This is a genomic window from Pseudarthrobacter sp. CCNWLW207, assembly GCF_037203945.1.
Classification (GTDB): domain Bacteria; phylum Actinomycetota; class Actinomycetes; order Actinomycetales; family Micrococcaceae; genus Arthrobacter.
Genome location: NZ_JBBCBS010000016.1, coordinates 25081 through 52038 on the forward strand (window position 1 = coordinate 25081; position 26958 = coordinate 52038).

A 26958-nucleotide genomic window follows, 5' to 3' on the forward strand; every position below is an offset into this window, starting at 1 on the left:
CCTAGCTCCCACTCGAACCAGCCCCAGCGCGGCCCCCATGGGCCGCGCACAAAAGCCGCTGTGACGCCCGGGGAGAGCCCTCGCGCAAAGATCGAGGGGCTACCCCCACAAGAGCCACACGCGGCCTGCTGATAGCCTGCCGGCGGCGGATGTACGGCCGCCCACTGAGGGCCTTAGATAGGCAGTTGCGGCCGTGCGCCGTCAAGCCCCTTTTGACCACCTGCGCAGAACAGGCCTCCTTCCCTTTGTTGCAAGGGAAGGAGGCCTTTAAGGTTGGTAGGGCTACTCGGACTTGAACCGAGGACCTTAGGATTATGAGTCCCGCGCTCTAACCAGCTGAGCTATAGCCCCGTGCGCCCCGCGGATCCGCGTCCGTGCGGACTTCGGATCCCGCGGGGCAAAAACACTCTAGCAAATCCACGGAATGCCTTTAGACCACCTTGTCTTCGAAGCCGGCTCCCCGGTAGAGATCTTCAAAGGTCTGCAGCGTTCCCTGCATGCTGTGCGGCTCCACCATTCGACGGCTGGCCCGGCCCATTTCAGCCAACTGGTCTGCCGGCAGCTGAAGGACCCGCTTGATCTTCGCAGCGAGGTCGTCGCTGTCGTTGGGCGTGAAGAGATACCCGTTCTCGCCATCCCGCACCAGGTGCGGCAAAGCCATGGCATCGGCAAGCAAGACCGGCGTGGATGCCGACATGGCTTCCAGGGTGACGAGCGACTGCAGTTCAGCGGTGCCGGGCATGCAGAACAGGTCAGCCTTGATGTACGCCTCACGGAGATCTTCGTCGCTGGCCAGGCCCAGGAACTTCACCCGGTCCCCCAGTCCCAGCCGTTCCACCTGTGCCTCCAACGCGGGACGTACTTCACCGCCGCCAATGACCTCCAGATGGACGTTCATTTCCGCCGGTGTCTTGGACACGGCATCAATCAGCACGTCCACGTGTTTTTCCTCGGCCAGCCGCCCCACGAACAGCAACGTGGGGTGCTCGTGGCGTTCGATGACTTCCCCCGGCTGCAGCTCATAAGCCGACGAATCGATGCCATTGGAGAGCGGCAGCACCTTGCGGAGGAAGGCATGCTGGTGCATCGCCTTGGCGGCCAGCGGCGTGGGCGTGGTGATGACGTCGGCCTGGCCCATGACCTTGCCCATGTCCTTCCAGGAGATCTTGCCAATGATGTCCTTGAACCACTGCGGGAACGGTAGGAAGGGATTGAGGTTTTCCGGCATGAAGTGGTTGGTTGCCACAACCCTCACGCCGCGCTTCACGGCTTCGTACAGGACGTGCTCGCCGATCATGTAGTGGCTCTGGATGTGCACTACGTCGGGCTTCACCCGATCGAACAAGAGACTGATTTCCTTTTTGATTTCCCACGGAAAGCAGATGCGGAAGTACTCGTGGGTCCACACACCATGCGAGCGGAGCCGGTGCACCGTAGCTTCAGAGCGGAATTCCGTGAAGCTCTTCCCGTTGTCCGCCCGGCACGCCAGGACATGCACGTCATGGCCCCGTCCGGTCATTCCCTTGGCCAGGCGGTAGCCGAAAGTGGCGGCACCGTTGATGTGGGGCGGATAGGTGTCCGCGGCGATCAGGATGGTCAGGGGAGGCTGGTCAGCGGGCGTTGTCACGTGGAGAGCTCCTGATGGTCTCGGTGCCGGCAGCTGAGGCTGACAGCACCGGTTGGCCGCTGGCACGGTGGTGCCGGGCCTCTTAGTGAAAATGATCTAGTGGGACGCCCGACCCGCGGCCTTCCGCGCATCCTTCTTGCGCTTGGTGACCTCGGGGTGGTGCCTGGAAAGGGCGATCACCCCAACGATAGCAAGGGAAGCAGCCGTACCCATGGCAATCGCCATCACGGCGTGGACGTCCGGGCGGAGTTCACCAAGGATGACGATGCCGATCGCGATCCCCACAATCGGGTCGATGACAGTCAGTCCAGCGATGACCAGGTCAGGTGGTCCGCCGGAATAGGCGTTCTGGACAAAGTAGGAACCCAATCCACCGGCAGCCGCGATCGCCACGACGGAATACCACTGCACATTGAGCAGGACCAGCCCGTTGGGATCCAGCAGGTGCTTGCCGATGATCCGCGTCAGGACGGCCACGAAGCCGAACAGGACACCGGCACCCAGGATGTACACGAACGCGCTCATCCGGTGCCGGAACATGGCGGCCAGCGTACCGAAAACGCCCACCGCGAGGGTCAGCAACAGCACGATGGTGAGCTCGTCGTCGTAACTGACGTGATGGTTCTCCTGCGTGACGTTGACGGCAAGGAGGACAAACAGCGCCGACCCGGTGACACAGGCAGCGATGGCCACCCAGGTTGCCCTGTTGATGGTCAGGTCCTGGTCCCGGGCGTTGACCACTGTAGTAATCACCAGCGCAATAGCCCCGATCGGCTGCACCACGGTCAGCGGTGCGGAAACCAGGGCAACAGCGTTCATGCCCATCCCGGCGCAGAGCAGAAGCAGCCCGAGCACCCAGCGCGGGTTGCGAAGGAGCCGGAGGAAGCCGTTGGAACTCAGTGCCAGCCCGCCGGTATCGGCCTTGACGGCGCTTCCCTGCTTCTGGGCACCGATGGCCAGGAAGAATGCTCCAAGTACCGCGAGCAGAACGGCCACCCACACCATCAGGTGGTGCCGCCGTCGTGATGTGACTGCATTCTGCCCTTCCGCAGGATGGCCCAGAAGTAGTTATAGGCGGCAATCCAGTGCCCGGCCAGGCCGAGTCCCAGCACCACCCAGGCAGCAATATGCAGGGCACCGGCCAGCGGGACGTCCAGCCGCGACATGACCAGCATCGGGGTGCCGAGGAGCAGCAGCCCGGTGCGGATCTTGCCGATCCGGCTCACCGGAAGGTCCGGATGGCCGCCGAAAAAGGAAAGCGTCAGGACGAGCAGGACGGCGTCGGGAATGACCAGCGCGGCGAGGTAGAGCCAGTGCACGACGTCGGCGATCACCAGTGTGACTGCGACGGCGATCAGCGCCAGCCTGTCTGCGATCGGGTCCATGACCCGGCCCAGCCTGGATGCCTGGTCGAAGCGGCGTGCCACATAGCCATCCACCCAGTCGGTGCCCGCCATGACCACAAGGACCAGGACAGCCCACCCATACTCTTTCTGCGCGAGGACCAGCCAAATGAAGAGCGGGACGCCCATGAACCGCAGGACCGTGAGGGCGTTGGGCACGGTAAAAACAAGGTCGTGGTCAACCTGGGGGCGGCCCGGACGGGAGCCAGCACCGATGAACCTCATCCCGTCCCCCTTTCCTAAAGCATGATGTGCAGCAGAGCGTGTCGGTTACGGTTCTTTCAGCAGTTTGCGCAGCAGCACCACAAACACGGCCGCCGCGCCGGCAAAGGCGGCCAGCGGCTTCCACCGAAGGGCCGTTCCGCCGGTGCCTTCTGACAAACCGGAAATCTTCTGCGCGGCGACGTCCCGGCCGTGGTTCATCAGCGCCTGGCCCTCCCGCAGCTTCTGTTGGGCGGCGCCCACGAGGAAGCGTACCTGGGGCTTGATGTCCAGTTCGGTGTCCAACTCGTCGCGGACCTCGGTGAGGTGGCGACGGCGCTGGTCCAGCCGGCGGTGCAGCTCGGGTTCGGACGCGTGCGGGAATTCCTTCTCGTGCGTCTCGGCCTTGGCTTCCTTCTCGGCCTTGGCCTTCGCAGCAGCTTCGGCCTTGGCAGCCTTGGCGGCTTTTGCCTCCGGGCTCGCCGGATCGAGCAGCGCGGCGTTGAAGTCCGAGCCCTCCTTGGCAACGCCAAGGTCATGCTTGATCCCCCGGATGGTTTCCTCCGGTACCAGTGGCATGGCCTTCTTGAACTTCTGGAGCCCCACCAGGCCGCCCACCAGGGCGATCAGCAGGAACGCGGCGCTGACGAGAAGTGCCGCAAGCCACGCAGGCATGATGGTGGCCAGCCCCATGATGGCTGCAACGATCAGTCCCACCACGAGGAATGCCACAAAAATCAACGCAATGGCGAAGAACGCTGCGGCGACTCCCAGCTGGATGCCCTTGCGCTTGATCTCAATCTTGGCGAGGGCGATCTCGTCATTAAGCTGGCGGGGGGCCAAACGGAAAAGGAGTTTTAGCGTCCTGGGCAGCGCGGTGATGCGCAGGCCCTGGCTGGTCCGCCCGCTGTGACGTCCGCTCATCGGTTCCGCCTAACTGGTTGCATGGTCGATTCGGCTTCCGTGTACTGCCGGAGAGTGCAAGTGCACAGTCCCGCCCACAAAACTATCATTCAGGTTCAGGACGAACTTCGGGGCATGCGGAGCGGCGTGCCCTGCAACGCTGTAAATGTACGACGCTTCGGGCCTAGGATTGGTCTCCGTGACCATAACCGCCAATCCGGGCGATCTGCTGACCCGCCGCCGGAAACTCCTGTACATCCTCCTGCTCGGTGCCCTGACCGCCCTGGGACCCTTCACCATAGACCTGTACTTGCCGGCTTTCCCCGCGCTCGAGGCCAGCCTGGGTGTCACTGAGGCGCAGGTCCAGCTGACGCTTGCCGGAACCACCGTGGGCTTTGCCTTGGGCCAGTTGGTGGTGGGTCCCTTCAGCGACAGGTTTGGACGGCGTCTTCCACTGATTCTCGCCACTGCCCTGCACATCGCCGCCTCGGTGGGGGCAGCACTCTCCACAGACATCACCACACTGGGAATTTTCCGGGTACTGATGGGGGTCGGCGCTGCGGGTGGCGGGGTGGTAGCCATGGCTATGGTCCGGGACCTGTTCTCGGGCTACGCGATGGTGCGGATGTTCTCCCGGATGGCACTGGTGAACGGACTCGCGCCCATCCTGGCGCCCGTCATCGGCTCCCAACTGCTGCTGGTCATGCCGTGGCCCGGGATTTTTGTGTTCCTGGCCGGCTACGGCACTTTGGTGATAATTGCTGCGCTGTTCCTCGTGCGCGAGACGCTCCCGCCGGAAAAGCGTGGCCAATCCGGATTGACGGCCGGCCAGCGCTACAAGGTCCTCTTCACGGACCGGATCTTCGTGGGGCTCCTTCTGGTGGGCGGCATGAACTTTGCCGGCCTATTTACCTACTTGTCCGCTTCGCCGTTCCTCTTCCAGGACGTGTTTGGCTTCTCCCCCCAGCAGTATGGCCTGCTTTTCGGCATCAATTCGCTGGGTATCGTCGCTGGCGTCCAGACGAGTTCCCGGCTGATCAAGCGCGTGCCGCCGCAGTGGATCCTGGCGTGCTCCACGGCCTGGATGTTCCTGATGTCCCTGCTGATCGTGCTGTTCGACCAGTTGGGAATGGGCTTGTGGGGGGTCATGGTGCCCCTCTGGTTCTACATCCTCGGCACAGGTTTTACTTTCCCGTGCGTGCAGGTCCTGGCACTGGCCAGCCATGGGGACAAGGCCGGGACGGCCGCTTCCCTCCTGGGGGCCGCCACGTTCATGATGGCCGGACTCATCTCGCCCGTAGTGGGCTGGCTGGGGATTGAGACGGCCACGCCCATGGGCGCCGTGCAGGCGGCGTGCATCCTCCTGGCCATTGCCGCTCTCTGGCTGGTCGTCAGGCCCCGTACCGTCCCTTCCATCCACTGATGGCCGGGACCACTGGCGACCGACGGCAGTAGGGTGGGACGATGACTCGCAAGCCACACCGTAACCGAAGGGGACTTTTCCTCGGCGCGGTGCTGGGCGCCGTCGTGGGCTACTTTGCCGGCCGGGCGCTGGGTAGTCCGGCCATAGGCATCATCCTGGGCATGCTGGCCGGATCGGCCCTGTTGTACCGCGTTAACCCGGGCCCCTGGAACCGCTCCTGACGTTCCTGGGGCGGCCCTGCAAAGCCCCACTGGGCCGTTCACTGCCCCGGGACACCCCCTGCCGCGCCGGAGCCTTGGCGGGATAAAATAAGTCCGTGCACAGCTGGCAGGCCCATCCGCCACTTCCGGCCACGTGGCAACGATGCGACACCGGCATATTGCCCCTGTGGTGGGACCGGTTGTGCGCCCAGACCGGTGAGCAGTCCGCGGCTCTCTACGCCGCAGGGCTTTTTACCGAAGACCGGCGCCGGCCCATCGCCCAGTGGTTTAACCCGGCTTTCAACGCGGCGCTGCTGGTAGCCCCCGAAACCTCCCCCGAATGGCCCGTGCAGCGCTTCGGCATCTTCTACGCTCCACCGGACTCCGGCTTCGCCCGCGTCCACTCCGCACCCCATGAATGGCACCCGCGCGAGCCCCGCAAGTCCCCCACCGAGCAGGAGGCCTTCCAGGCTGCCATCGCCGAGGCAGAGCGCTTCCTGCAGGTGGAAATGGACTTCGTTTGAGTACCTTCCACAGGATGCAATGCCAGGTTTCTGTGCAAGCAAAAAAATCCCCGCCCTCACGAAGAGGGCGGGGATTTTGTGTTTGCTCCTCCTGCTGGACTTGAACCAGCAACCCTTCGATTAACAGTCGAATGCTCTGCCAATTGAGCTAAGGAGGAATGAAGCGGGTACTAGCCTAGCAAACACCCCGCGCGGAAACGAAATTGAACCCCGGAGCCGGGCCTGCCACGATGGCGACGGCGTTGCCTACGCGTCCGAACGCAGCGCCCGGCGCTCCATTTCCAGCATCATCAGTTCCCTGTTCAGCCGCTGGAAATCCTCCCGGTCCGCGGCCGGATCCAGCCGCTGCAGCTGGCCCATTTTGTCCGCCTTCACCCGCGTGATCTGCAGCTCGAACAGCCTCGAAAGGATGTCCTTACAGTACTTTTGCACGGCTTCCTCGGTGCTCGCGGGCAACGGAACTACTGCGAGTTCGGACACGAGGGGCCGCAGGGGCTCCGGGACCTCGTGCATGACCTGCTCCACCCAGCGGACAGGGTCCCCGATGAGCCCGGACCCGGATGCCCGCATGGCATCATGAACCACTTGGAAGGCCGGTGTGACGAATCTCGCAGCCGAGAAACGCTCCCAGATGCCTCCGCCGAGCAGCGAGGGCTCCTGCAGCGCAACCTCGAGTGCCTGCCGCTCCATGGAAGCAACGGGATCCCGCGGGTCCGGACGGTGATAGGACGGAACAGCGCCCGACGCCGGTCCGGCAGCTACGCCGGGTCCGCCCGCCTGGGGCGTGGGAGCCGACGTGGGGGCAGCCGGGGCAGGACCGCCTCCCGGAGCGGCCGAGGGACCAGCGGCAGAACGCTTCATTGCTACCCCCACGGCGCGGCTGACGTCCTCCACGGACATGCCTAGCCAGCCGGCCAGTTCACGCGCGTACGCGGGCCGAATGCCGGCATCGCGGATCTGGGCCACCACCGGCGCGGACTCCCGCAGCGCGGCCACGCGGCCTTCCACGGTGTCCAGGTTATGCCGCTTCAGCGTGGCCCGGATGGCAAATTCAAACAGCGGCCGGCGGGTGTTGATAAGGTCCCGCACAGCGGCGTCACCCTTGGTCTGGCGCAGGTCACAGGGGTCGGCCCCCGTGGGCTCTACCGCCACGTAGGTCTGGGCCGTGAAGCGCTGGTCCTCCTCGAAAGCCCGCAGCGCAGCCTTCTGGCCGGCAGCGTCACCGTCGAAAGTGAAGATGACCTCTCCCCCGGTGCCGTCGTCGGACAGCAGGCGGCGGGCGATCTTGATGTGCTCGGTGCCGAACGCCGTGCCACAGGTGGCCACCGCCGTCGGGATTCCTGCGAGGTGGCAGGCCATCACGTCCGTGTAGCCTTCCACCACCACCAGTTGGCGGTCCTTGGCGATGTTCCGCTTGGCGAGGTCGATCCCGTAGAGCACCTGGGACTTCTTATAGAGCGTGGTTTCCGGGGTGTTGAGGTACTTGGGGCCTTGGTCGTCCTCGTAGAGCTTGCGGGCGCCGAAGCCGATGGTGTCCCCGGCTATGTCCCGGATGGGCCAGATCAGGCGGCCGCGGAAGCGGTCATAAATACCGCGGTTGCCTTCCGAGAACATGCCCGTCAGCTTGAGTTCCTGGTCCGTAAACCCGCGCCCGCGGAGGTGCTTGAGCAGCGCGTCCCAGCCCTGCGGCGCATAACCGACGCCGAACTGTTCCGCGGCGGCGCGGTCAAAACCCCGGCCATGCAGGAAGCTTCGGCCCTCAGCCGCACCGGGAGTCAGCAGCTGGGCACGGAAGAATTCGTCGGCGATCTTGTGCGCATCGAGGAGCCGCTGGCGCTTGCCCACCTCTTCGCGGTTGGGCCCCGTGCCGCCATCCTCGTAGCGCAGTTCATAGCCGATGCGGGCGGCCAGCTTCTCCACGGCTTCCTGGAAGGAGGTGTGGTCCTGTTTCTGGACAAAGGCGATGACGTCGCCGTCTTCACCGCAGCCGAAGCAGTGGTACCTGCCCACCTGGGGGCGCACCGTAAACGACGGCGAGCGCTCGTCATGGAAGGGGCACAGGCCTTTGTAGGTTCCCAGCCCGGCACCCTTAAGCGTGACGTAGCCGTCAATCACTTCCTTGATGTCCGTGCGCTGGCGTACTTCGTCAATGTCTTCGCGTTTGATCAGGCCAGCCACAAAGCCATCCTAGTCCCGGCCGACAAGCAGATTCGCGGTGTTGCCTCGGTCACCACAGAGACGGCAGGCTCCCCACTAGCCGTTCGTACATAGCCAGCGCCGAGCCGTCGGTCAGCGACGCCACCTGGTCGATGACCACCCTCAGCCGTGCGCCGTCGTCGGCCGCGTCCCGCCAGTCCGCGGCGAACATGGGTTCGAGGTGGCGGTCACCGGTGGCGCTCAGCGCCGTAACGAGGGAATGCAGCACCTCGCGCTGTCGCTCGTAGATCGGCTGGCGGTGTTCGGTGGTCATCACGAAAGTGGTGGCCAGGCCCTTCATCACGGCGATTTCCATCACCGTCTCGTCCGGGACCATCAGCTCGGCGTTGTACCGCGTCAGGTTTTCCGGTCCGTACAGGGCGCGGGTGGTCTCCAGGGCGCTCTGGCAGAACCGGCCGATCAGCTGACTGGTCATGTTCTTCAGGGCGGCCATGGATTTGCGGCTGCCGTCGGCCTCGCGCACCCAGACATCGGTGGCTTCCAGCCGGGCGAGCGCGGCATCTATGGCGGCGGGGTCATTGTGCGGGAGGTACCACTGCTTGGCGTAGCCCACTACCCGGGCGCGGTGGTCCGGGTTGTCCATCCAGCGCAGCTGGAAGTGCCCGGCCACAATCGCGTCCTCAACATCGTGCACGGAGTACGAAATGTCGTCGGCCAGGTCCATGACCTGCGCTTCCAGGCAGGACCGGCGCACCGGCGCACCCTCCCGGAGCCAATTGAAAATGGGGAGGTCGTCCTCGTAGGCGCCAAACTTGCTGGTGCGCTGCCCATGGATCACCGGTGCGTCCAAGGCAGACCACGGATACTTCGCGGCGGCGTCCAGGCTGGCCCTGGTGAGGTTCAGGCCGGCCGGGCGGCCGTCCGTGGCCAGGACCTTGGGCTCGAGCCGGGTGAGCAGGCGGAGTGTCTGGGCATTGCCTTCGAAGCCGCCAATGGCGTGCGCCACCTCATTCAGCGCGGACTCGCCGTTGTGACCGAAGGGCGGGTGGCCGAGGTCGTGGCTGAGGCAGGCGGTGTCCACCACGTCGGGGTCGCAGCCCAGGGCGCGGCCGAGTTCACGGCCAACCTGGGCGACTTCGAGGCTGTGGGTCAGGCGGGTCCTGACGAAGTCGTCCGTGTCAGGTGCCACCACCTGGGTTTTAGCGCCCAGGCGCCGCAGCGCCGATGAGTGCAGCACCCGGGCGCGGTCCCGTTCGAAGTCGGAGCGGTAAGTGGTTTTGGGCGGTTCCTCCACCCAGCGGGCGGAATCGTGGGGTTCGTAGCCGGGGAGAACCGGTGCCGTGGTGCGGGTTTCAGCCACCGGAAACATCCAGTTCCGCAGCGGCGATGTCCTGGGACTGGGCGTCGTTGAGCGCGCGGGATTCAAGCCAGTCCTTGGGCAGCGCCGGCTTTTTGGGTGATCCGGCACGGCCGCGCGGGCCTTCGGCGTCCACTCCGGGGTACGGCGAATCATGGTCCAGTTCAGCCAGCGTCTCGCGCAGCACCTGCAGGCTGGTCACCAGTGCCAGCCGCGTGCGCAGCTCCCCGCCCACCACATAGCCCTTGAAGTACCAGGCCATGTGCTTGCGGATCTCGCGGAGGGCCTTGCCCTCGTCGCCGAAGGTCTCCACCATCAGTTCCGCATGGCGGTACACTCCTTCAGCTACCTGGCGGAGGTTCGGCTTGTGCCTGGTATCACTGCCTTCGAACGCCGCCTGGAGGTCCCCGAAAAGCCAGGGCCGCCCCTGGCAGCCGCGGCCCACCACCACGCCGTCAACCCCGGTCTCCCGGACCATGCGCACGGCGTCCTCGGCGGACCAGATATCGCCGTTGCCCAGCACGGGGATGTCCGGCAATGCCTCGCGGAGCCGCGCGATGGCGGTCCAGTCTGCCTGGCCGGAATAGAACTGAGCCGCGGTGCGGCCGTGGAGTGCGACGGCGGCGACGCCGGCATCGCGCGCAATCCGGCCGGCGTCGAGGTACGTCAGGTGGTCCTCGTCGATGCCCTTGCGCATCTTGATGGTCAGCGGGACGTTGCCTTTGGAAGCTTCCTTCACTGCGGTCTGCACGATCGAGGTGAAGAGGTCGATCTTCCAGGGCAGGGCCGAGCCGCCGCCGCGCCGGGTCACCTTCGGAACGGGGCAGCCGAAGTTCAGGTCGATGTGGTCCGCCCGGTCCTCCTCCACCAGCATTCGCACTGCGGCGCCCACGGTCACCGGGTCAACGCCGTACAACTGCACTGAGCGGACTTTTTCGTCGTCGTCGTGGGAGATGATCCGCAGTGACTCGGGGGTGCGCTCCACGAGGGCGCGGGAGGTGACCATCTCCGCCACGTACATGCCGCCACCGTATTCACGGCACAAGCGTCGGAAAGCGGAGTTGGTGATGCCAGCCATGGGAGCCAGGATCACGGGGGTGTCCACTGTGATGGGACCCAGCTTCAGGGGCGGGAGTTCCAGCTTGGGGGCGGGAGGCGTTGCAGTAACAGTCACCTGTCCATTGTCGCAAAGCCGGGCAAATCGGGGCGGCACCTCCGCGCAGCCGCTGTCACCGCGGGCGTAGCGCCTTCCAGTCAGCGGCGGTCTGCCCGGCGGCCCCGCCGAGTTTCTGCGGTCCCCGTCTCTGCCACGCGCGTTCTTGCCGGCCCCGCCTCAGCAATCCGCGTTTCTCCAGCTATGGCCGCCGCGGCCGCGAGCGCCCCGGTATCGTCCACATCGTCCGGGCTGACACTGTGGACCGGGCCGCCGTCGTGGTCATGGCCATTACCGTGGTCCCCGGCACCGTGGCCGGACGGAAGACCGGTGTTGCGGATGCCCGTTGCCTTGACCACCAGCACGGCGATCAGGGTGGTCACGGGAATCGCGAGCACGAGGCCGATGGAGCCGACCAGGGTCCGGATAACTTCTTCGGAGAGCTCGGCACTGGTGAGGGTGTCTCCCAGCGGGCGGTCGTAAAGCATCACGATGATCAGGATGGGCAGGGCTGCCCCGGCGTAGGCGAAGGCAATGGTGTAGACGGTGGAGGCGATGTGGTCGCGTCCGATCCTCATGGCGGAGGTAAAGAGCTTCCGTGCGCTGGTGGCGGGCGCAAGTTCGTACAATTCCCAGACTGCCGAGGACTGTGTGATGGTGACATCGTTCAGGACACCCAGGCCCGAGATGATGAGGCCGCACAGAATCACCCCGGAGATGGAAATGTTGGCCGACGTGTTGACCAGCGTGGCGGCGTCGTGGTTTCCCACGCCGGCGAGGTTTGCGGCGTCGGTGGCCCAAGCTGCCAGCAGCGCCGTGATGGCGAGGCCGAAGATCGTGCCCAGCAACGCCGTCGACGTCCGTGCCGAAAAGCCGTGGGCGAAATAGAGGACCCCGATCATGATCACCGTGGAACCGACCAATGCCAGCAACAGCGGCGGTTTGCCCTCCACGAGGCCCGGAAGCATAAAGCTGACCAGCACAAAGTAGGCACCCACCAGTCCGATCAAGGCGCGGAGCCCTCGCCACCTGGCTACCGCGATCACCACCACCGCATAGAGCAGGGCGAGGAGCACAATGGGGAGGGTCCGAACGAAGTCAACGAAGATGTAGGCGGGCGAACCCTGCCCCGCGGATGCCCCTTGGGCGTTGGACAGGTTGAGGTAGCGGATCTGGTCCCCCGGCTTCACGCCGTGGGATTCGGCGACGTCGGGGTTGATGACCACCTTGACGGGGCTGCCTCCCTGGTCCGGTTCAGTGAAGGCGAACGTACAGTCTGAGCCTTGGCTGCCCGAACCGGCCTGGCCCGAATTCGGCTGGCCGGCATCCTGTCCGCTGGCGTCCGCCGGGTTTTGCGCCGCGGAGCCCTGCATGCAGGGCTCCACCACCACGCTCTGGATTTTGCCGGTGTCGAACGTCACACCCGGCGCGGCCGAATACGGGTTTGCCAGCGAAATGCCTTCCTTGCTGCCGGACGGCCACAGCATGGCCATCGCGGCGAGGGTCAGCAGGGTGAGCGGCACCAGGATGGCAGCGAGGATGTAGTTCGCTTTCCTCCGGGCAGCAATCGCTTGAGCCGTCGGCTCCGAATGACCTTGTGAAACGTGGGTGTGACCGGAACCCATCAGCAGTTGAACCTCATACCTTGAACTCTACGTCCGGCGCCATAGGGTTGATAAATGGACCACCAGGAACCGGGAGGACAGCGCGTGACCAAGCGCAAGGCTGAGGGAAATGGCTTGCTTCACTCCACCGGGGCCACAGGAAGGCCCTCCCGCCAGGCGGTCCTGAGCGTCCTGGAGCCTGCCGGGCCCACCCTGGGCGTGGCACTGGTACTGCACGGCGGCAAGTCGCACAGTTTCGAACCTGTGGAGGCCCGTCACCTGAGTCCGGCGCGGATGGTTCCCTTTGCCAGGCACCTGCACCGTGCCGGCAAGGACCATGGCCTGGCCGTGTGGTCGTTGCGAAACAGCACAAGGGGCTGGAACGGCCAGGACATGACGCCCCTGCAGGATGCCCGGTGGGCGTTGGAGCAGATCAGGCAGCAACACCCGGGCGTCCCGGTGTTCCTGCTGGGCCACTCCATGGGAGGGCTGACCGCCGTATCAGCGGCCGACGATCCCCAGGTGGCAGCCGTAGTTGCCCTCGCACCCTGGCTCAGCGGCGCGACGCCCTCCTCCCGGGTTGCAGGGAAAAAGGTATTGATCGTCCACGGGACCACCGACCGCTGGACCAGCCCCTCGGAGTCGCTTAAGTTTGCCCGCCGCGCAACCGGTGAGGCCGCGTCCATGCAGTACGTGACCCTCAGGGGCGCGGGGCACTTTATGTTCCGGCGGGTCCGCTTATGGCATGCCTTGGCGACAGGCTTCATCATGAAGGCCTTTGCCGAGGCAACCGGGGCGGGCCCCATTTCGTCGAGGACACTGGATGAACTGTTGCCCGCATCATCGGTACAGGTCGCCTTGTGAGCCCTTTTCCGTGGCCGGAATTCGTGGCTTCGCTCCCCTGGACGGCCTTGGCCGTTGTCCTGGTCCTGGCCGTTACGTTCGCCGTGGCCGTCCGGCAGGACAGGCATTCCGTCATGGACGTCGCCTGGGGGCCGGGTTTTGTTGCGGTTGCCGCAGTGTCCTGGTTTCTCTCCGCCAGCTCCGGCGATGACCTGAGGCGGCTGCTCCTGCTGGTCCTGACGGCCATCTGGGGACTCCGCCTGGGCACGCACATCGGCTGGCGCGCACGCGACGGCCACGAAGACCCCAGGTACAAGGCGATGCTGGATGCGGCGCCGCATTCGCGCAACGTCTATGCGCTCCGACGTGTCTACCTGCCCCAGGGCGTGGTCATGTTCTTTGTCTCCCTCACCCTCCAGGTGGGAATGTTCTCCACAGGCCCTGCGGGGTGGCTGGCAGCGCTGGGAGTCATGTTCTGGCTGACCGGCTTCGTTTTCGAGACGGTGGGCGACTGGCAGTTGGCGCAGTTCAAGAACGATCCGTCCCGCCGGGGCACCGTGCTGGACTCGGGCCTCTGGCGCTACACGCGGCACCCCAACTACTTCGGTGATGCCGCGGTGTGGACTGGCCTGTTCCTCATTGTTGCCGAGTCCTGGCCGGGCGCCCTGACGCTGCTCTCACCAGCCCTGATGGTGTGGACGCTGGCGGGCAAGACGGGCAAGCCCCTGACTGAGAAGGCGATGTCCGGCCGTCCGGGCTACCGCGAGTACGTCGAGTCCACCAGCGGGTTCATCCCCTGGCCACCAAAGCGACGGTGACGCCCCCAAGTAGGTAGCAGCAGGTGTCGTTTTGAGGGCTCATAACGACATCTGCTGCTACCTAGTTGGGAAGGGCGGGTCAGTCCGAGACGATCAGCGTTTCCGCACCGGCCTGCCGCGCCTTGCCGCTGTCCAGCAAAGGCTCGACGGCGGCACGCAGGGCCGTCATGGAGTCGTCCAGTTCCAGCATGACCGGGTGCTGGTACGCGATGAGCGAGAGCAGGTCGCGGACCGCTTCGGCGGCGTCGGCGGCGTCAAGGGCCGGATCATGCCCAACAAAGACGTCCGTGGCCGCCGAACCAGGTGCGGAACCTTCCTGGGCCAGCGGGTCCTGTGCAGCCTCCGCGTAGCTGACCGCGAACGCACGGATCCTGCCTTTCTTACTGGGCGCGACCCCCGAGCCAAAGGCGGACTCCGGCTCGGCCCGCAGCACGATCGCACCGTGGGCGCCGGTGAGGTCGTCAAGGAAAAGCTTCTGCACCTGCCCCATGGACAGCACGCCCGGTGAATCCCAGTCGTGGATGGACGTGTAGTACCGCCCCACCACATCGGTCAGCTCGACGGACCCGGTAGCGAGATCCATGACAACGTCGGAGCCGGCGTTTTCGTCGTTGGCGGGCCGGCCGCCGTCGTCCTTGGCCGGGAAAACCGGCAGCTTCAGGGCGCCGGGTTCCACTACCACCAGCCGGGAACGCTGGATGGGCGACAGCCCGAAGGCTTCGGCGAACGCGGCCCCGGGGCTGCCGGGCTGGACCTTCGCGCGGAGCTTGGTAACGCCCGACGGCGCGTGTTCGGCTTCGCGGCGGAGCATGGTCAGGAGCGTGGCACCGATGCCTGACCGGCGGTGGTCCCGCGCCACTTCGATGTAAGCCCACAGGCGTTCAGGGTGCAGCGAAGCCTCGTAGACCACGCCTGCCGCCACCGGAATGCCGACGCCGTCAATGACGTCCTCGGCCACGATGGTCCGGCGCCAGGGAGTCCCATCCGTACCTGCTGAGGAAACCGTCAGGGCCCCGCGGAACTGGCCGGCCTGGAAGGTTTCCGGATCGCCCCAGATTTCCAGGAGCGCGAGGTCATCGCCCTCTCGCCACTCGCGGTATTCGATGGCCATGCTCAGGCGCCGATCAGGCGGGCGGCCAGGTAGCCTTCCACCTTGTCCAGGGACACGCGTTCCTGCGTCATGGTGTCCCGCTCGCGGATGGTCACGGCGTGGTCGTCCAGGGTGTCGAAGTCCACGGTGATGCAGAACGGGGTGCCGATCTCATCCTGGCGGCGGTAGCGGCGGCCGATCGCGCCGGCGTCGTCGAAGTCGATGTTCCAGTTCTTGCGCAGCTGCGTGCCCAGGTCCTTCGCCTTCGGCGACAGGTCCTCGTTGCGGCTCAGCGGCAGCACGGCTGCCTTGACCGGGGCGAGGCGCGGGTCCAGCTTCAGGACAGTGCGGACATCGACGCCGCCCTTGGCGTTGGGAGCCTCGTCCTCGGTATAGGCGTCGATCAGGAACGCCATGAAGGACCGGGTGAGGCCGGCGGCGGGCTCGATCACGTAAGGCGTGTAGCGCTCGTTGGTGGCCTGGTTGAAGTAGCTCAAGTCCGTGCCGGAGGCTTTGGCATGGGTGGAGAGGTCAAAGTCCGTACGGTTGGCGATGCCCTCGAGCTCGCCCCATTCCGAGCCCTGGAAGCCGAAGCGGTATTCGATGTCGGTGGTGCCCTTGGAATAGTGGCTGAGCTTCTCCAGCGGGTGCTCGAAGAACCGCAGGTTGTCCTCACGGATGCCCAGGCCGGTATACCAGGACATACGCTCCTTCATCCAGTACTGGTGCCATTCCTCGTCCGTGCCGGGCTCTACGAAGAATTCCATTTCCATCTGCTCGAATTCACGGGTGCGGAAAATGAAGTTTCCGGGTGTGATCTCGTTGCGGAAGGACTTGCCGATCTGGCCGATGCCGAACGGTGGCTTCTTGCGCGAGGTGGTGAGGACGTTGTTGAAATTCACGAAGATGCCCTGCGCGGTTTCCGGGCGCAGGTAGTGCAGGCCTTCGTCGCTGGCGACGGGGCCCAGGAAGGTTTTGAGGAGGCCGGAGAATTCCTGCGGTTCGGTCCATTCGCCGCGGGTGCCGCAGTTGGCGCAGGCGATGTCCTTCAGGCCGTTTTCGGCCGGGCGGCCCTTCTTTTCCTCGTACTCTTCCTCGAGGTGGTCCGCGCGGTACCGCTTGTGGCAGGACAGGCACTCCACCAGCGGATCTGAGAAGACGTCAACGTGGCCGGAGGCCTCCCAGACCTGGCGGGGAAGGATGACGGACGAGTCCAGGCCAACTACGTCCTCACGGCCGCGGACCATGGACTGCCACCACTGGCGCTTGATGTTTTCCTTCAACTCGGCACCAAGGGGCCCGTAGTCCCAGGCAGAACGTGAACCACCGTAGATCTCACCGGCCTGGAACACGAAGCCCCTCCGTTTGGAGAGGGAAATGACCTGATCGAGAACGGATTTTGGTGCCATGGTGGAACTCCAATTTCTACAGGGCCGCTGGGTGCGGTCCGCGGGTTATCTGGCCCCCGGAATCACCGTGGGCGAAACACCTCTGGTGGCCGGGCGGGGCGGGCGAAGGAAACATTGCAGAAAGCTGCGTGTCCTAGCCTACCGGCCGCTACCTCCGGAAGGCGCCCCGGGGCCAGGGCAGTGTGGCCAAGACGATGGCGGCCAACGTGAGGATGGTGCCCAGCACGGTGGCGGGCGCCACGATGGTACCCGGAGCTGGGACCAGGAGGTCAAGGCCAAGGGAACCCAGCAGTTGCCCGGCGATCATGCCAAGCCCGGTGACCAGGACCCCGAGGCTGCGGACCAGAAGAGCACCGAGTCCGATGAACACGCAGCCCATGGGTCCGCCGACGTAGTACCACCACTCCCCCGGCAGCGGGCTTCCCGGCCCTGCCAGCGCAACCTTGATTCCCCAGGCGGTCCACAGCACCACAGTGCCTGCCACGAAGTTGACCAGCGTCGCGGCGATGGGCGTGCCGTAGTGGACAGTGGCGGTTCCGTTCATGGCCTGCTGGAAGCTCATCAGGAAACCCGCCGCCACGGGGAGCAGGAGCGGCAGCAGCAAGGCGGCGGGGCCGCCGTCGGCCGCTGTACCGGACCCGGACCCCGCTGCGAACCGCGGGGACACAGCCCAAGCCACAGCGGCGATGGTCAGGACGCAACCGATGATCCGGATGCCGGTCACCGGCTTCTTGCCGGCAGGGCCGATGCCCAGACGGTCCACCAGCAGGCCGCTCAGGGTCTGGCCGGTCACGGTGGCCACGGTGAACAGGGCAACGCCCAGGAGCCCGACCGTGAAGGACTGGGCAAAGACGAAGAGCGCCCCAATTCCGCCGGCCAGGACATAAACGGGAGGAAAGGCGCGGCTGCGGACGGCGGGAACGATCCTTGCCAGGCCGGCGCGCCCCTTAGGCAGGACCAGCGAAATCAGCACCATCAGGACCAGGCCTGTGCTGAAACTCACCACGGACGCGGCTATCCCGTCATTGAGCCTGGCACCGAGGGCGCCGTTGATCCTTCCCTGGACCGGGATCGCCAGGCCTGCTCCGACTGCCATCGGAAGGCCTGCCAGCAACGGCAGCCGGGGGGTGTGGGTCATTGAATTCACCTTACGTCAGGCATCATTGCTTGTATGAGCAACCCGGATATTGAAGAGATCCCCATCCGCGACAGCATGATCCGCCTCGGCCAGCTCCTGAAGCTTGCCAGCCTCGTGGAGGACGGCGTGGAGGCAGCCGAGCTGATCAAGAACGGTCTCGTCAAAGTCAACGGGGATATAGATGACCGCCGCGGGCGCCAGCTCCGCAACGGCGACACCGTCACCGTCAACGGTCAGACCGTGAAGGTCGTCGCGCCGCAGGCCTGATATTCCCGACGGCGTGCGGCGGGCCGGACACTGCGGCCGCGCGCCGCCGTCGTCCGCTTTTCTGGCTCAGTAATCTTTACTTCTTCAGGACCTCGTGCGTCAGGAACTCGGACACGTGCCCGATTTCCTGCTGGTTGATGCCGTGCCACATGCCCGTGTAGAGCACCTTCGTGAGCTTCACGTGCTTGCGGACCCAGCCCATGGTGAAGTCGATCTTGTCCGGGGTGATCACAGGGTCCTGCTGGTCTCGGCCCCAGAACATGGGGATGCTGCCATCCAGTTCGGAGTCGCGGAACGTGGGATCATCGCCCGCGTCAATCGCAAAGCCGGAAAGGCCGACGACGGCAGCGAAGTCAGTGGGGCGCTGCCGCAGCAGCGTGGTAGCCATGGCCATGCCCATGGAGAAGCCGAGCAGCGTCACCGAGGGATGGCCAACCTTAATGGTGTCAATCCATTCCAGTAGGTAGCCGGAGGCCCTCTTCACGGCGTCCAGGGAGTAGTCGATCGACGCCGTCAGCGGGAACCAGGTAAAGCCCGGCCCCATGGCCATCGGAGCACGCACCGAAGCCACCGCAAAGTCCGCCGGCAGCATGTCTGCAAGGCTCAGGAGATCCTGCTCGTTGGCGCCGTACCCGTGCAGCAGCACCAGCAACGGCTTTCCGTCACGCTGGTCCTCGGGCTGGGACCACAAAACAACAGGGGCAGGAAATACTTCGGCTTCAGTCATGGTTTCCATTCTTACAGTTACCCGACGGTAACAACCTACGTTGGCGTAGCTTGAGAACGAACAGGCAGGATAGGACCGTGAGTGAAGCCAAAGCCATGCAGAACCCGCCTTCCGCTGTGGAATCCCATCCCTGGACCCGCTATGTGGCCATGGGCGACTCCTTCACGGAGGGGATCGGCGACCCCGAACCGTCCCGCCCCGGTGGCTACCGCGGCTGGGCTGACCGGGTAGCAGAGGAGCTGGGCCGGGGCCAGGAGGATTTCGCCTACGCCAACCTCGCCGTGCGGGGCAGGCTCCTCCAGCAGATCGTGGACCAGCAGCTTGCACCGTGCCTTGCCCTGAAGCCTGACTTGGTGACGCTGTCGGCCGGCGGGAACGACCTCATCCGGCCCGGCGGCGACCCCGACGCCCTCGCGGAGAAGCTCGATTCTGTGGTGCAGATATTGGGCATGGGCGGAGCCACGGTGGTGCTCTTCAACGGCCCGGACACCGGGTCGTCAGTCCTGGGCCGGGTCCGCAGCAAGGTGGCCATCTATAACGAGAACCTGCGGACCGTCGCGGCCCGGCATGACGCCATCATCGCCGACATGTGGTCCCTGCGGCAGCTCAGCGACCCGCAGATGTGGGACGAGGACCGGCTGCACTTCTCTCCTCTGGGACACCACACCATCGCGGCCATGGTCCTGGACGCACTCAACGTCAGCCATACACTGGAGCCGCTGCAGCCCAAGCCGCTGCCACCCCGCACCTGGCGTGAGGCCCGCACCGGGGACCTTGTGTGGGCACGCGAATACTTTGTGCCGTGGGTAGTGCGGAGGCTCCGTCACCGTTCCTCCGGCGATGGGATCACCGCTAAGCGCCCGACGCCGGGACCCGTGTTCGGTCCGGGCGTCCCCTTGGGATCCGGTGAAGGTCCGCTCGGTTCCACCGACGCGGGCCGGCACTAGCGGCGGAACGGCCCGGGGCCGGCAGGGTGCAACGGGGGATGGCCATGGAACCGGATACGGTGGTGCGGCTGCGTCTCCGGTCCCAGATGCTCCGGGGATCGGCCGCGGAATCTCCCGAGGCTGCCCTGCGCAAGCTGCTGGCCGTGCAGGCACAGGAATTTCCCTACGCCCGCTGGAGCCTGGCGCAGCGCGCCTCGCAGCACACCTTCGGGGACCTGGACCGTTCCACCGATGGAGGACCAGCCGCCACGGCCGCGGACGTCGAGGAGGCCGTAGCAGACGGCCGGATCCTGCGCACGCATATCCTCCGGCCCACCTGGCATTTCGTCCACCGGGACGATCTGCGGTGGCTGCTGGCATTGTCCGCGCCCCGGCTCCACCAAGGCAATGCAGGCATGTACCGCCGCACCGGCATCGACGCCGCCGTGGCCGCCCGGAGCGGGGAGGTGCTGGCCAGGGCCGTCGCCGGCGGAAACCACAAGACCCGGGAACAGCTCGCGGCCACTCTTCAGTCTGCCGGCTACGCGGGAAAAGGACTGGAACTCGCCTACCTGATCATGCACGCCGAAATCAGCGGCGTGCTGGTGAGTGGTTCGCCGGTGCGGAGCCGGGGCGGTGCTCTGAAGCAGACCTACGCCCACTTTGACGAGCGGGTCCCGGCGGGACCTGTGAAAGTTCCCACCCGGGAAAACGCGCTGGCCGAACTCGCCGTGCGGTATTTCACGAGCCGCGGCCCCGCGACGGTCAAAGATTGCGCCGACTGGTCGGGGCTCACGATGGCCGATGTCCGGCAGGGCGTGCTTCTTGCCCTGGACCGGGATCCCGGGGCCCTCGGCACAACGGCGATTGACGGCGTGGTGTTCTATCACAATGCCGGGCCTGGCGGCTCCGGTGACGAGACCGGCAGCCAGCCCAGCGGACCTCGGATCGACCTCATCCAGTGCTACGACGAATATGTGATGGGCTACTCCGCAACAAGGCACTACCTGGGCGGCTCCGCCCCGGCGCTTCCTGTCGACGGTGCCCTGATGCACGTGGTGCTGCTGGACGGTCGGATGGCGGGCTCCTGGCGGCACACACTGCTTTCGGGCCGCTGCGAACTGGATATCCGGCTGTTCGCCTCCACCGATCCGGCACCAGGCTCTGCGCTGGACGTTGCCATCGGCGACGCCGTGGACAGGTATGCGGCTTTCCTGGGCATCCCCGCGGTCCGGGTGCCGTCCGGGGCTAAGCTGGAAGGACACACATGAGAGGCGTTACACCGTGAACAGCTTGTTCTTCTGGATCATCATTTTGTCGTTCCTGATTCCGATGGCGATGCGGATGTACCGGAAATCCGTCAACAAGCGGAACCAGGACCAGAGCTTTTCCGGGCGTTACCCCGACCAGTTTCCGGGCGGGGGCCAGTTCCCCGGGCCCCAGAGCCGCCAGCCGCGGGACGGCTACACGCAGCAGGATTACATGAGCGGCGGATTCCGCCAGATCAACGGCCCGCAGCCCCTGCCGCCCAGCCAGCCGCTGCCGCCCATGATGCCAGTGCCGCCCGCAGACCAGCAGTTCCCGCCCTACGGCCAGCCTGTGCCGGGACAGGCAGCGGAGGCACCCCAAAAGCCTGCCGCCCCTGCAACTCCCCCGCCGCCGTCGGCCCCCCAAGGCTACCGGGCCCGCAAACTCGCGGAACTGGACCAGCAGTACAGCAACGGCGAGATGGCCGTGGACGAATACATGAAGCGGCGCTCCGAAATCATGGACGGCTGACCAGCCGGCTTCCTAGGCTTCCGGAACGTTCGTGGCGCCGTGAGGTGCCCGGTCAGACCAGGAAATTCTTCCGGAGTTGGCTGCCCAGCTGGCCGATCTCGGTCAGGAAGCCGTCATGGCCAATGGGCGCTTCGATAACGTGGACATCCACGGCTCCCGGAAGCGCGGCAGCGAGCTCCTGTGACTGCGACGGGAAGTAGAGCCTGTCCGAGTCCACCGCGGCAACAAAGAACTTTGCGGACGCCCTCGCCAGGGTTTCGCTGAGGGTTCCCCTCCCCCGGCAGACGTCGTGGCTCATGAGGGCCTCGGTGATGGCGATGTAGCTGTTGGCATCAAAGCGGCGGACAAGCTTGCTGCCCTGGTGGTCAAGGTAACTCTCCACCTGGTAGCGCCCACGGTCCCCCAGCGCGGCTGCCCGCAGCGGCGTTTCGGGAGTCTGGGCCGTCCGCCCGAACCGCCCATCGAACTCCTGGGCTGATCGATAGGTGATGTGGGCGATCCGCCGCGCCAGGGCCAGCCCGTCCTCCGGGAAAGGCCCTCCATAGTAGTCGCCACCGTTGAAGTTGGCGTCCTGGCGGATGGCGAGCGTCTGGGCCTGCGCAAAGGCGATCTGCTCGGCGGTGCTGGCGGCACCGATCGAGATCACGGCGCAACGCTCCACCCGTTCGGGGCAAATGAGCGCCCACTCCAAGGCACGGGCACCGCCCATGGAACCGCCCAGCACCGCGTACCAGCTCCGGATGCCCAGCTGGTCCGCCAACCGGGCCTCGGCGGCGGTGCTGTCACGGAGGGTCACCAGCGGAAAGCGGGAACCCCAGGGCCGGCCGTCGGGAGCAGGCGAGGACGGCCCGGTGGAACCGTAGCAGCCGCCCACAATGTTGATGGACACCACAAAGAACCTGTCCGTGTCCACCGGCGCGCCTGGACCGGCAAGTTGCTCCCACCAGCCCGGCTCGTCGCTGTCACCGCGTGTCACGTGCGTGCTGCCGGTCAGGGCGTGCTCAATGAGGACGGCGTTGGAGCCGTCCTCATTGAGCGTTCCCCACGTTTCATAGGCGAGCGTGACCTCGGGCAGGTATCCGCCCGCTTCCAATTCAAGGCCGCCGATGCTGGCGTAACGGACCACGCCGTTTTCGGGTACTGCGGTACGGGAGACGGTAATCGTCATGTGGAGACCTTTTCTACGCGCTTGCCCGCCGTCGAATGACCGGCAGGCCAGGTCTTCACCCGGGGCACCCCGCCGCGAAAGGAGGGTTGCCGGCCAGCAAGCCGGGGCTGTCGCTGGCACTCATGACCTTCTCCGAGTGTACGAAACCAGCCCCGGATCTGGCTAAGAGTGTGACTGGTTTGTGACTCCACAATGCCTCTCCTGCCGGGCGCCGGACTCTCGGGGCCGGGAATCCGGCGCTGAAACCGCCTTAGAGAGCCGCCTTGGCCGCCCGGAAACCTGCCTCCAGGTCCGCCAGGATGTCATCGATGTGTTCGATGCCCACGGAGAGGCGGACCAGCCCCGGCGTAACGCCCGCAATTGCCTGCTGCTCCGGGGAGAGCTGGCTATGGGTGGTGGACGCAGGGTGGATGACCAGGGACCTGACGTCGCCGATGTTCGCCACATGGCTGTGGAGCTCCAAGGCGTCCACAAACCGCTTGCCCGCCTCGGCCCCGCCGGCCAGGTTGAAGGCCACCACGGCTCCTGTGCCCTTGGGGCCGTACTTGCGTCCGCGCTCGTACCAGGGGCTCGAAGGCAGCCCCGCGTACGCTACCGACTCGACGTCGTCACGGGCTTCCAGCCACTGCGCCACCGCAACGGCGTTCTCAACGTGCCGCTCCACCCGCAAGCTCAGCGTCTCCAGGCCCTGGGCGATGAGGAAGGCGTTGAAGGGCGATACTGCGGAGCCGAGGTCTCGGAGGAGCTGGACGCGGGCTTTGAGGATGTAGGACAGGTTGGCGCCCAAGGCGCCGCCGGCGCCAAGGTCACGGGCATAGACCAGCCCGTTGTAGGTGGGATCCGGGGTGTTGAAACCAGGGAACCTATCCGGGTCTTGACCGAAGTCGAAGTTGCCGGAGTCCACGATCACCCCCGCGATCGCCGATCCGTGTCCGCCAAGGTATTTGGTGGCCGAGTGGACCACAATATCGGCGCCCCACTCCAGCGGGCGTATGAGGTACGGCGTGGAGAGCGTATTGTCCACCACCAACGGAACGCCGGCCTCGTGGGCGGTCCGGGACACCCCTTCGATATCGAGGACATCCTGGCGCGGGTTGGACACGACCTCAGCAAAGAACAGTTTGGTGTTCGGGCGGACGGCCTCGCGCCACTGGTCCAGGTTGTCCGGGTCCTCCACGAACGTCACCGAGATGCCGAACTTCTTCAGCGTGTACCCCAGCAGGTTGTACGTGCCGCCATAAAGGCTGGGGCTTGCCACCACATGGTCCCCGGCTTCGGCGATATTGAGGATGGCGAAGGTTTCGGCCGCCTGCCCCGAGCTCAACAGGAGGGCAGCCAACCCGCCTTCCAGGCTGGCGATCCGTTGCTCCACGGCGTCCTGGGTGGGGTTGCCGATCCGCGTATAGATCGGTGCCAATTCTGCGAGCGCGAAGCGGTTGGCGGCGCTTTCGGCACTCGGGAAGACGAACGACGTCGTCTGGTAGATCGGGAGGGCACGCGCCCCTGTGGCGCTGTCCGGCTCCTGGCCGGCGTGGATCTGGCGGGTTTCAAAAGACCATCCGTCGGACATTCAAGGCTCCTTTGACATGGGCCCGGCATGCTGGGAGCACCACGGGCCGCGCTTGCCGCCCGGCCGTTGCGGGGCAGCCAGGTCCTCACCCGGGGCACCCCACCGCGGATGGAGGGTTGCCGGCCAGCGAGCCGGGGCTTGGCGCTGGCGCTCATGACCTGCGTTCAGTGTAGGAACCGTTCGACGGCGCGCAACAGCATTGTGACGAACATGGTCACCCGGCGCTCTTCCCGGGGGTGATGGAAAGCCCGATGTCCACTCGTGACGCACCCCAAAGTTGGTAAGGATACCCTTAGCTGAGAGCCCGATCACAAAGTGCCAAGATGAGGGCATGCGCATGGATCACGTCTCTTACGCCTGTGAACACGATGGCCTGGCTGCCACCACCGAACGTATTTCGTCCGCCCTCGGCGTTGAAGCCGTAAAGGGCGGAGTGCACCCCCGTTTCGGAACCCGGAACATGATCATCCCTCTCGCGGGGCACAAATATCTGGAAGTAGTCGAGGTGCTTGACCACCCGGCATCGGACAAGGCACCGTTCGGACAGGCAGTCCGGGCACGCTCCGCTGCCGGCGGCGGCTGGATGGGGTGGTGCGTCGAAGTTGACGACCTCGCCCCCTTCGAAGCACGCCTCGGCCGCTCCGCGGTCAACGGAAACCGCAAGTTTCCCGACGGCCGCGAACTGGTCTGGAAGCAGATCGGCATCCTGGGCCTGATCGCGGACCCGCAGGTCCCGTACATGCTCAAGTGGGAAGGCGATCCCGCCCTCCACCCGTCCAACGCCTACGACAGCAATGTCAAGATGTCCTGCCTGACCATCGCCGGTTCCGCTGCACGGGTGACCGAATGGCTGGGCGAACCGGTGGAGAAGCCACTTGAGGACGTCGCCGTGGACTGGGTAGCTCCGCACGGGACCCCCGGCATCCTGTCCGTCACGTTCGAGACCGCCTCCGGAGCAGTCACCATCTGATTGCTTTCTTCCGCCGGGCCAGCACGGCCCGCCGGGCAACCATGCCCGGCAACATACTTCGGCCGCCATCAGCGGGTGCCAACGATGCCACCCACCGATGGCGGCCGAATCCCTTTAACTCCCCCGTTTAACTTCCCCGGCCTTAGTCTGCCTAACCGAGGCCGACGGCCTTCCCAAAGAGGCTGAAGCCGACAAACGCCACGATGTCCAGCAGGGCGTGGGCAATGACCAGCGGCATAACGCGCCGGGTCCTGGTGTACAGCCAGGCGAAGACCACCCCCATCACAGCGTTCCCAATGAAGGGCCCGAAGCCCTGGTAGAGGTGGTAGCTGCCGCGCAGCATGGAACTGGCGAAGATCGCCAGCGGAACGCTCCAGCCGAACGCGCCGAAGCGGTTCAGGAGGTACCCCACCACAATGACTTCCTCCACGACGGCATGCCGCAGGGCGGACAGGATCAGCACAGGCACCGTCCACCAGTACGCATCCAGTGCGCTGGGGATGATGGCGGTGGTGATGCCCAGGGCCCGGCCCGCAGCATATAGGCCGAGGGACGGAACGCCGATCAGCGCTGCGAGGCCCAGCCCCTGGAGCATGTCGCGACCGGGCCGGGCAAAGTCGAAGCCGAGCTTCCGGAACGCCGAGCCGCCCTGCGGGGCCCCGGAGGTGGACTGCCGGTGGTCAGTGAGGAAGTAGATGACCAGCAAGACCGGAACCAACGCGAAGATGATGTCCAGCAGCTGGTAGGTGAGGTCAAAGTATTCGCGGGTGCTCTGTGAGCGGTTAAGCGTGGAGGTACCTTCAGCCAGCGGGGCGCGCGTCATCTTATCCAGCAGCTGCACCACTGAGTAGACAGCGGACTGCCCCAGCGACAGGCCCAGGACGATCCATACTTCGAGCCGCAGCCGACGGCGGGAGGGAACCAGCATGTTCCCATCTTGCCTGCAGTTTCTGGTTCTTTCCTGATTTGGGCTTCCCGGGAGGGCGTGGGCACAGGACTTATGCTTGGGGCTTATGAGCGCGCCAGGGAAAATCATCATGATCCGGCATGGCCAGTCCATGGCCAACGCTGATACGTCCATTTACAACCGCGTGCCGGACTACCGTATCCCGCTGACTCCCCTGGGCCTGGAGCAGGCCACCGAGGCAGGCGAACGGATCCGCCGGGAACTTGATGGCCGCCAGGTCTGCGTCTATGTGTCGCCGTACCTGCGTGCCCATCAAACCCTGGAAGCACTCAACCTCGGCAACCTCACGGAACGGGTGATCGAAGAGCCGCGCCTCCGGGAACAGGACTGGGCCAACTTCCAGATCAGCGGAGACATCGAGGACCAGAAGGAACTGCGCAACGCCTACGGCCACTTCTTCTACCGCTTCCGCGAAGGCGAGTCCGGCTCCGATGTCTACGACCGGATCTCCTCCTTTATGGAAACCCTCTACCGCCACTGGTCCAAACCGGACTACGCGCCCAACACCCTGCTGGTGACCCACGGGCTGACCATGCGGCTGTTTTGCATGCGTTGGTTCCACTGGTCGGTGGAGTACTTCGAGTCCCTCAACAACCCGGACAACGCCGACGTGCGGACCCTGGTGCGGACTGACGCGGACAAGTACGAACTGGACATTCCGTTCAGCCAGTGGGTGGAACGCCGGGTGGACGAGACGGTCCTGGACGCCCCGCCCATGGTGTTCTAGCGCTGTG

The 26958-nt window shown here is 65.4% G+C and carries 26 protein-coding genes, 2 tRNA genes and 2 riboswitches; of the genes, 11 read left to right on the forward strand and 17 right to left on the reverse strand.

From position 1 onward, the window contains the following. Positions 1-274: 274 nt before the first annotated feature. From V9L17_RS19635 to V9L17_RS19655, 5 genes are all read right to left on the reverse strand, one after another. Positions 275-351: transfer RNA gene (locus tag V9L17_RS19635), tRNA-Ile, on the reverse strand. A gap of 79 nt (positions 352-430) precedes the next feature. Beyond that, the gene (locus tag V9L17_RS19640) at positions 431-1627 is read right to left on the reverse strand and encodes a glycosyltransferase (protein WP_337347546.1); all 1197 of its coding nucleotides are present in this window, start codon (positions 1625-1627) and stop codon (positions 431-433) included. 96 nt (positions 1628-1723) lie between these two features. Then, positions 1724-2632 carry a DMT family transporter gene (locus V9L17_RS19645; protein WP_337347545.1) on the reverse strand — a complete coding sequence of 303 codons (909 nt, stop codon included), beginning with the start codon at positions 2630-2632 and terminating at the stop codon, positions 1724-1726. Next, positions 2632-3255, reverse strand: coding sequence for a CDP-alcohol phosphatidyltransferase family protein (locus V9L17_RS19650; protein ID WP_337352595.1), 624 nt, complete (start codon positions 3253-3255; stop codon positions 2632-2634). Before V9L17_RS19650 ends, V9L17_RS19645 begins: the two co-directional genes overlap by 1 nt. Positions 3256-3300: 45 nt before the next feature. Next, the gene (locus V9L17_RS19655) at positions 3301-4155 is read right to left on the reverse strand and encodes a phage holin family protein (RefSeq protein WP_337352596.1); all 855 of its coding nucleotides are present in this window, start codon (positions 4153-4155) and stop codon (positions 3301-3303) included. Positions 4156-4300: 145 nt separating this feature from the next. Here V9L17_RS19655 and V9L17_RS19660 point away from each other — a divergent pair, with 145 nt between their 5' ends. From V9L17_RS19660 to V9L17_RS19670, 3 genes are all read left to right on the forward strand, one after another. Further along, positions 4301-5557 (forward strand): multidrug effflux MFS transporter, encoded by a 1257-nt coding sequence (locus V9L17_RS19660; protein ID WP_376046329.1) that lies wholly within the window; start codon positions 4301-4303, stop codon positions 5555-5557. Positions 5558-5598: 41 nt separating this feature from the next. Continuing rightward, a complete protein-coding gene (locus tag V9L17_RS19665; RefSeq protein ID WP_337347541.1) occupies positions 5599-5778 on the forward strand; it encodes a hypothetical protein in 180 nt (59 codons plus the stop codon). A gap of 95 nt (positions 5779-5873) precedes the next feature. Continuing rightward, complete coding sequence (locus tag V9L17_RS19670) at positions 5874-6281, forward strand: hypothetical protein (protein ID WP_337347540.1); 408 nt, start codon at positions 5874-5876, stop codon at positions 6279-6281. An 85-nt stretch (positions 6282-6366) separates the two neighbouring features. Here the strand turns inward: V9L17_RS19670 and V9L17_RS19675 are convergent. The 5 genes from V9L17_RS19675 to V9L17_RS19695 all read right to left on the reverse strand — a co-directional run bounded on the left by V9L17_RS19675 (position 6367) and on the right by V9L17_RS19695 (position 12573). Further along, positions 6367-6439 (reverse strand) — tRNA-Asn (locus tag V9L17_RS19675). Positions 6440-6527: 88 nt separating this feature from the next. Next, complete coding sequence (gene dnaG, locus V9L17_RS19680) at positions 6528-8459, reverse strand: DNA primase (protein ID WP_337347539.1); 1932 nt, start codon at positions 8457-8459, stop codon at positions 6528-6530. Positions 8460-8508: 49 nt separating this feature from the next. Further along, a complete protein-coding gene (locus V9L17_RS19685; protein WP_337347688.1) occupies positions 8509-9807 on the reverse strand; it encodes a deoxyguanosinetriphosphate triphosphohydrolase in 1299 nt (432 codons plus the stop codon). Continuing rightward, positions 9791-10969 carry a tRNA dihydrouridine synthase DusB gene (gene dusB, locus V9L17_RS19690; RefSeq protein ID WP_337347538.1) on the reverse strand — a complete coding sequence of 393 codons (1179 nt, stop codon included), beginning with the start codon at positions 10967-10969 and terminating at the stop codon, positions 9791-9793. Before dusB ends, V9L17_RS19685 begins: the two co-directional genes overlap by 17 nt. An 80-nt stretch (positions 10970-11049) precedes the next feature. Next, positions 11050-12573 (reverse strand): YibE/F family protein, encoded by a 1524-nt coding sequence (locus tag V9L17_RS19695; protein ID WP_337352597.1) that lies wholly within the window; start codon positions 12571-12573, stop codon positions 11050-11052. A 54-nt stretch (positions 12574-12627) separates the two neighbouring features. On the opposite strand from V9L17_RS19695, the gene V9L17_RS19700 reads away from it, so the two are divergent. Beyond that, positions 12628-13416, forward strand: coding sequence for an alpha/beta hydrolase (locus tag V9L17_RS19700; protein ID WP_337352598.1), 789 nt, complete (start codon positions 12628-12630; stop codon positions 13414-13416). Beyond that, a complete protein-coding gene (locus V9L17_RS19705) occupies positions 13413-14213 on the forward strand; it encodes a DUF1295 domain-containing protein (protein ID WP_337352599.1) in 801 nt (266 codons plus the stop codon). Before V9L17_RS19700 ends, V9L17_RS19705 begins: the two co-directional genes overlap by 4 nt. A gap of 79 nt (positions 14214-14292) precedes the next feature. Here V9L17_RS19705 and V9L17_RS19710 read toward each other — a convergent pair whose 3' ends face one another. The 3 genes from V9L17_RS19710 to V9L17_RS19720 all read right to left on the reverse strand — a co-directional run bounded on the left by V9L17_RS19710 (position 14293) and on the right by V9L17_RS19720 (position 17850). Then, positions 14293-15324, reverse strand: a complete 1032-nt coding sequence (locus V9L17_RS19710; RefSeq protein ID WP_337352600.1) for a GNAT family N-acetyltransferase — start codon at positions 15322-15324, stop codon at positions 14293-14295. 2 nt (positions 15325-15326) lie between these two features. After that, the gene (locus V9L17_RS19715; RefSeq protein ID WP_337347534.1) at positions 15327-16712 is read right to left on the reverse strand and encodes a glycine--tRNA ligase; all 1386 of its coding nucleotides are present in this window, start codon (positions 16710-16712) and stop codon (positions 15327-15329) included. Between the two features lie 148 nt (positions 16713-16860). Continuing rightward, positions 16861-17850 carry a DMT family transporter gene (locus V9L17_RS19720; RefSeq protein ID WP_337352601.1) on the reverse strand — a complete coding sequence of 330 codons (990 nt, stop codon included), beginning with the start codon at positions 17848-17850 and terminating at the stop codon, positions 16861-16863. Positions 17851-17883: 33 nt separating this feature from the next. Between V9L17_RS19720 and V9L17_RS19725 the strand changes: the two genes are divergently transcribed. Beyond that, a complete protein-coding gene (locus V9L17_RS19725) occupies positions 17884-18117 on the forward strand; it encodes an RNA-binding S4 domain-containing protein (RefSeq protein ID WP_337352602.1) in 234 nt (77 codons plus the stop codon). Between the two features lie 76 nt (positions 18118-18193). On the opposite strand, the gene V9L17_RS19730 is transcribed toward V9L17_RS19725, so the two are convergent. Continuing rightward, a complete protein-coding gene (locus V9L17_RS19730; RefSeq protein WP_337352603.1) occupies positions 18194-18844 on the reverse strand; it encodes an alpha/beta hydrolase in 651 nt (216 codons plus the stop codon). Positions 18845-18939: 95 nt separating this feature from the next. On the opposite strand from V9L17_RS19730, the gene V9L17_RS19735 reads away from it, so the two are divergent. Genes V9L17_RS19735 through V9L17_RS19745 form a run of 3 tightly spaced genes read left to right on the forward strand, consistent with a single transcriptional unit; the run spans position 18940 to position 21549 of the window. Next, entirely contained in the window at positions 18940-19791 is an 852-nt protein-coding gene (locus V9L17_RS19735; protein WP_337347686.1) for an SGNH/GDSL hydrolase family protein, read from the forward strand. A gap of 44 nt (positions 19792-19835) precedes the next feature. Continuing rightward, positions 19836-21041: a winged helix DNA-binding domain-containing protein gene (locus V9L17_RS19740; RefSeq protein WP_337352604.1), complete on the forward strand. Its 1206-nt coding sequence runs from the start codon at positions 19836-19838 to the stop codon at positions 21039-21041. 13 nt (positions 21042-21054) lie between these two features. After that, positions 21055-21549 (forward strand): hypothetical protein, encoded by a 495-nt coding sequence (locus tag V9L17_RS19745; RefSeq protein ID WP_337347529.1) that lies wholly within the window; start codon positions 21055-21057, stop codon positions 21547-21549. 52 nt (positions 21550-21601) lie between these two features. Here V9L17_RS19745 and metX read toward each other — a convergent pair whose 3' ends face one another. Further along, on the reverse strand, positions 21602-22717 hold the full coding sequence (gene metX, locus V9L17_RS19750) for a homoserine O-acetyltransferase MetX (protein ID WP_337352605.1): 1116 nt from the start codon (positions 22715-22717) through the stop codon (positions 21602-21604). 12 nt (positions 22718-22729) lie between these two features. Then, positions 22730-22845, reverse strand: a riboswitch (SAM riboswitch). A gap of 122 nt (positions 22846-22967) precedes the next feature. Next, positions 22968-24287 carry a bifunctional o-acetylhomoserine/o-acetylserine sulfhydrylase gene (locus V9L17_RS19755; RefSeq protein WP_337347527.1) on the reverse strand — a complete coding sequence of 440 codons (1320 nt, stop codon included), beginning with the start codon at positions 24285-24287 and terminating at the stop codon, positions 22968-22970. A 43-nt stretch (positions 24288-24330) separates the two neighbouring features. Next, positions 24331-24446, reverse strand: a riboswitch (SAM riboswitch). A gap of 172 nt (positions 24447-24618) precedes the next feature. On the opposite strand from V9L17_RS19755, the gene V9L17_RS19760 reads away from it, so the two are divergent. After that, the gene (locus V9L17_RS19760; RefSeq protein WP_337347526.1) at positions 24619-25257 is read left to right on the forward strand and encodes a VOC family protein; all 639 of its coding nucleotides are present in this window, start codon (positions 24619-24621) and stop codon (positions 25255-25257) included. Positions 25258-25408: 151 nt separating this feature from the next. On the opposite strand, the gene V9L17_RS19765 is transcribed toward V9L17_RS19760, so the two are convergent. After that, positions 25409-26185: a CPBP family intramembrane glutamic endopeptidase gene (locus V9L17_RS19765; RefSeq protein ID WP_337352606.1), complete on the reverse strand. Its 777-nt coding sequence runs from the start codon at positions 26183-26185 to the stop codon at positions 25409-25411. An 85-nt stretch (positions 26186-26270) separates the two neighbouring features. On the opposite strand from V9L17_RS19765, the gene V9L17_RS19770 reads away from it, so the two are divergent. Further along, a complete protein-coding gene (locus tag V9L17_RS19770) occupies positions 26271-26951 on the forward strand; it encodes a histidine phosphatase family protein (RefSeq protein ID WP_337352607.1) in 681 nt (226 codons plus the stop codon). Positions 26952-26958: the final 7 nt, after the last annotated feature.

Excerpts from the sequence above, each read along its gene's own strand:
- V9L17_RS19710 (WP_337352600.1), bottom strand. The coding sequence starts at position 15,324 with ATGGCCATCGAATACCGCGAGTGGCGAGAGGGCGATGACCTCGCGCTC.
- metX (WP_337352605.1), bottom strand. The coding sequence starts at position 22,717 with ATGACGATTACCGTCTCCCGTACCGCAGTACCCGAAAACGGCGTGGTC.
- V9L17_RS19770 (WP_337352607.1), top strand. The coding sequence starts at position 26,271 with ATGAGCGCGCCAGGGAAAATCATCATGATCCGGCATGGCCAGTCCATG.
- V9L17_RS19650 (WP_337352595.1), bottom strand. The coding sequence starts at position 3,255 with ATGAGGTTCATCGGTGCTGGCTCCCGTCCGGGCCGCCCCCAGGTTGAC.
- V9L17_RS19695 (WP_337352597.1), bottom strand. The coding sequence starts at position 12,573 with ATGGGTTCCGGTCACACCCACGTTTCACAAGGTCATTCGGAGCCGACG.
- V9L17_RS19765 (WP_337352606.1), bottom strand. The coding sequence starts at position 26,185 with ATGCTGGTTCCCTCCCGCCGTCGGCTGCGGCTCGAAGTATGGATCGTC.
- V9L17_RS19725 (WP_337352602.1), top strand. The coding sequence starts at position 17,884 with ATGAGCAACCCGGATATTGAAGAGATCCCCATCCGCGACAGCATGATC.
- V9L17_RS19645 (WP_337347545.1), bottom strand. The coding sequence starts at position 2,632 with ATGGTGTGGGTGGCCGTTCTGCTCGCGGTACTTGGAGCATTCTTCCTG.
- V9L17_RS19755 (WP_337347527.1), bottom strand. The coding sequence starts at position 24,287 with ATGTCCGACGGATGGTCTTTTGAAACCCGCCAGATCCACGCCGGCCAG.
- V9L17_RS19700 (WP_337352598.1), top strand. The coding sequence starts at position 12,628 with ATGGACCACCAGGAACCGGGAGGACAGCGCGTGACCAAGCGCAAGGCT.
- V9L17_RS19715 (WP_337347534.1), bottom strand. The coding sequence starts at position 16,712 with ATGGCACCAAAATCCGTTCTCGATCAGGTCATTTCCCTCTCCAAACGG.
- V9L17_RS19760 (WP_337347526.1), top strand. The coding sequence starts at position 24,619 with ATGCGCATGGATCACGTCTCTTACGCCTGTGAACACGATGGCCTGGCT.
- V9L17_RS19720 (WP_337352601.1), bottom strand. The coding sequence starts at position 17,850 with ATGACCCACACCCCCCGGCTGCCGTTGCTGGCAGGCCTTCCGATGGCA.
- V9L17_RS19660 (WP_376046329.1), top strand. The coding sequence starts at position 4,301 with ATGTACGACGCTTCGGGCCTAGGATTGGTCTCCGTGACCATAACCGCC.
- V9L17_RS19730 (WP_337352603.1), bottom strand. The coding sequence starts at position 18,844 with ATGACTGAAGCCGAAGTATTTCCTGCCCCTGTTGTTTTGTGGTCCCAG.
- V9L17_RS19655 (WP_337352596.1), bottom strand. The coding sequence starts at position 4,155 with ATGAGCGGACGTCACAGCGGGCGGACCAGCCAGGGCCTGCGCATCACC.
- V9L17_RS19735 (WP_337347686.1), top strand. The coding sequence starts at position 18,940 with ATGCAGAACCCGCCTTCCGCTGTGGAATCCCATCCCTGGACCCGCTAT.
- V9L17_RS19685 (WP_337347688.1), bottom strand. The coding sequence starts at position 9,807 with ATGTTTCCGGTGGCTGAAACCCGCACCACGGCACCGGTTCTCCCCGGC.
- V9L17_RS19740 (WP_337352604.1), top strand. The coding sequence starts at position 19,836 with ATGGAACCGGATACGGTGGTGCGGCTGCGTCTCCGGTCCCAGATGCTC.
- V9L17_RS19665 (WP_337347541.1), top strand. The coding sequence starts at position 5,599 with ATGACTCGCAAGCCACACCGTAACCGAAGGGGACTTTTCCTCGGCGCG.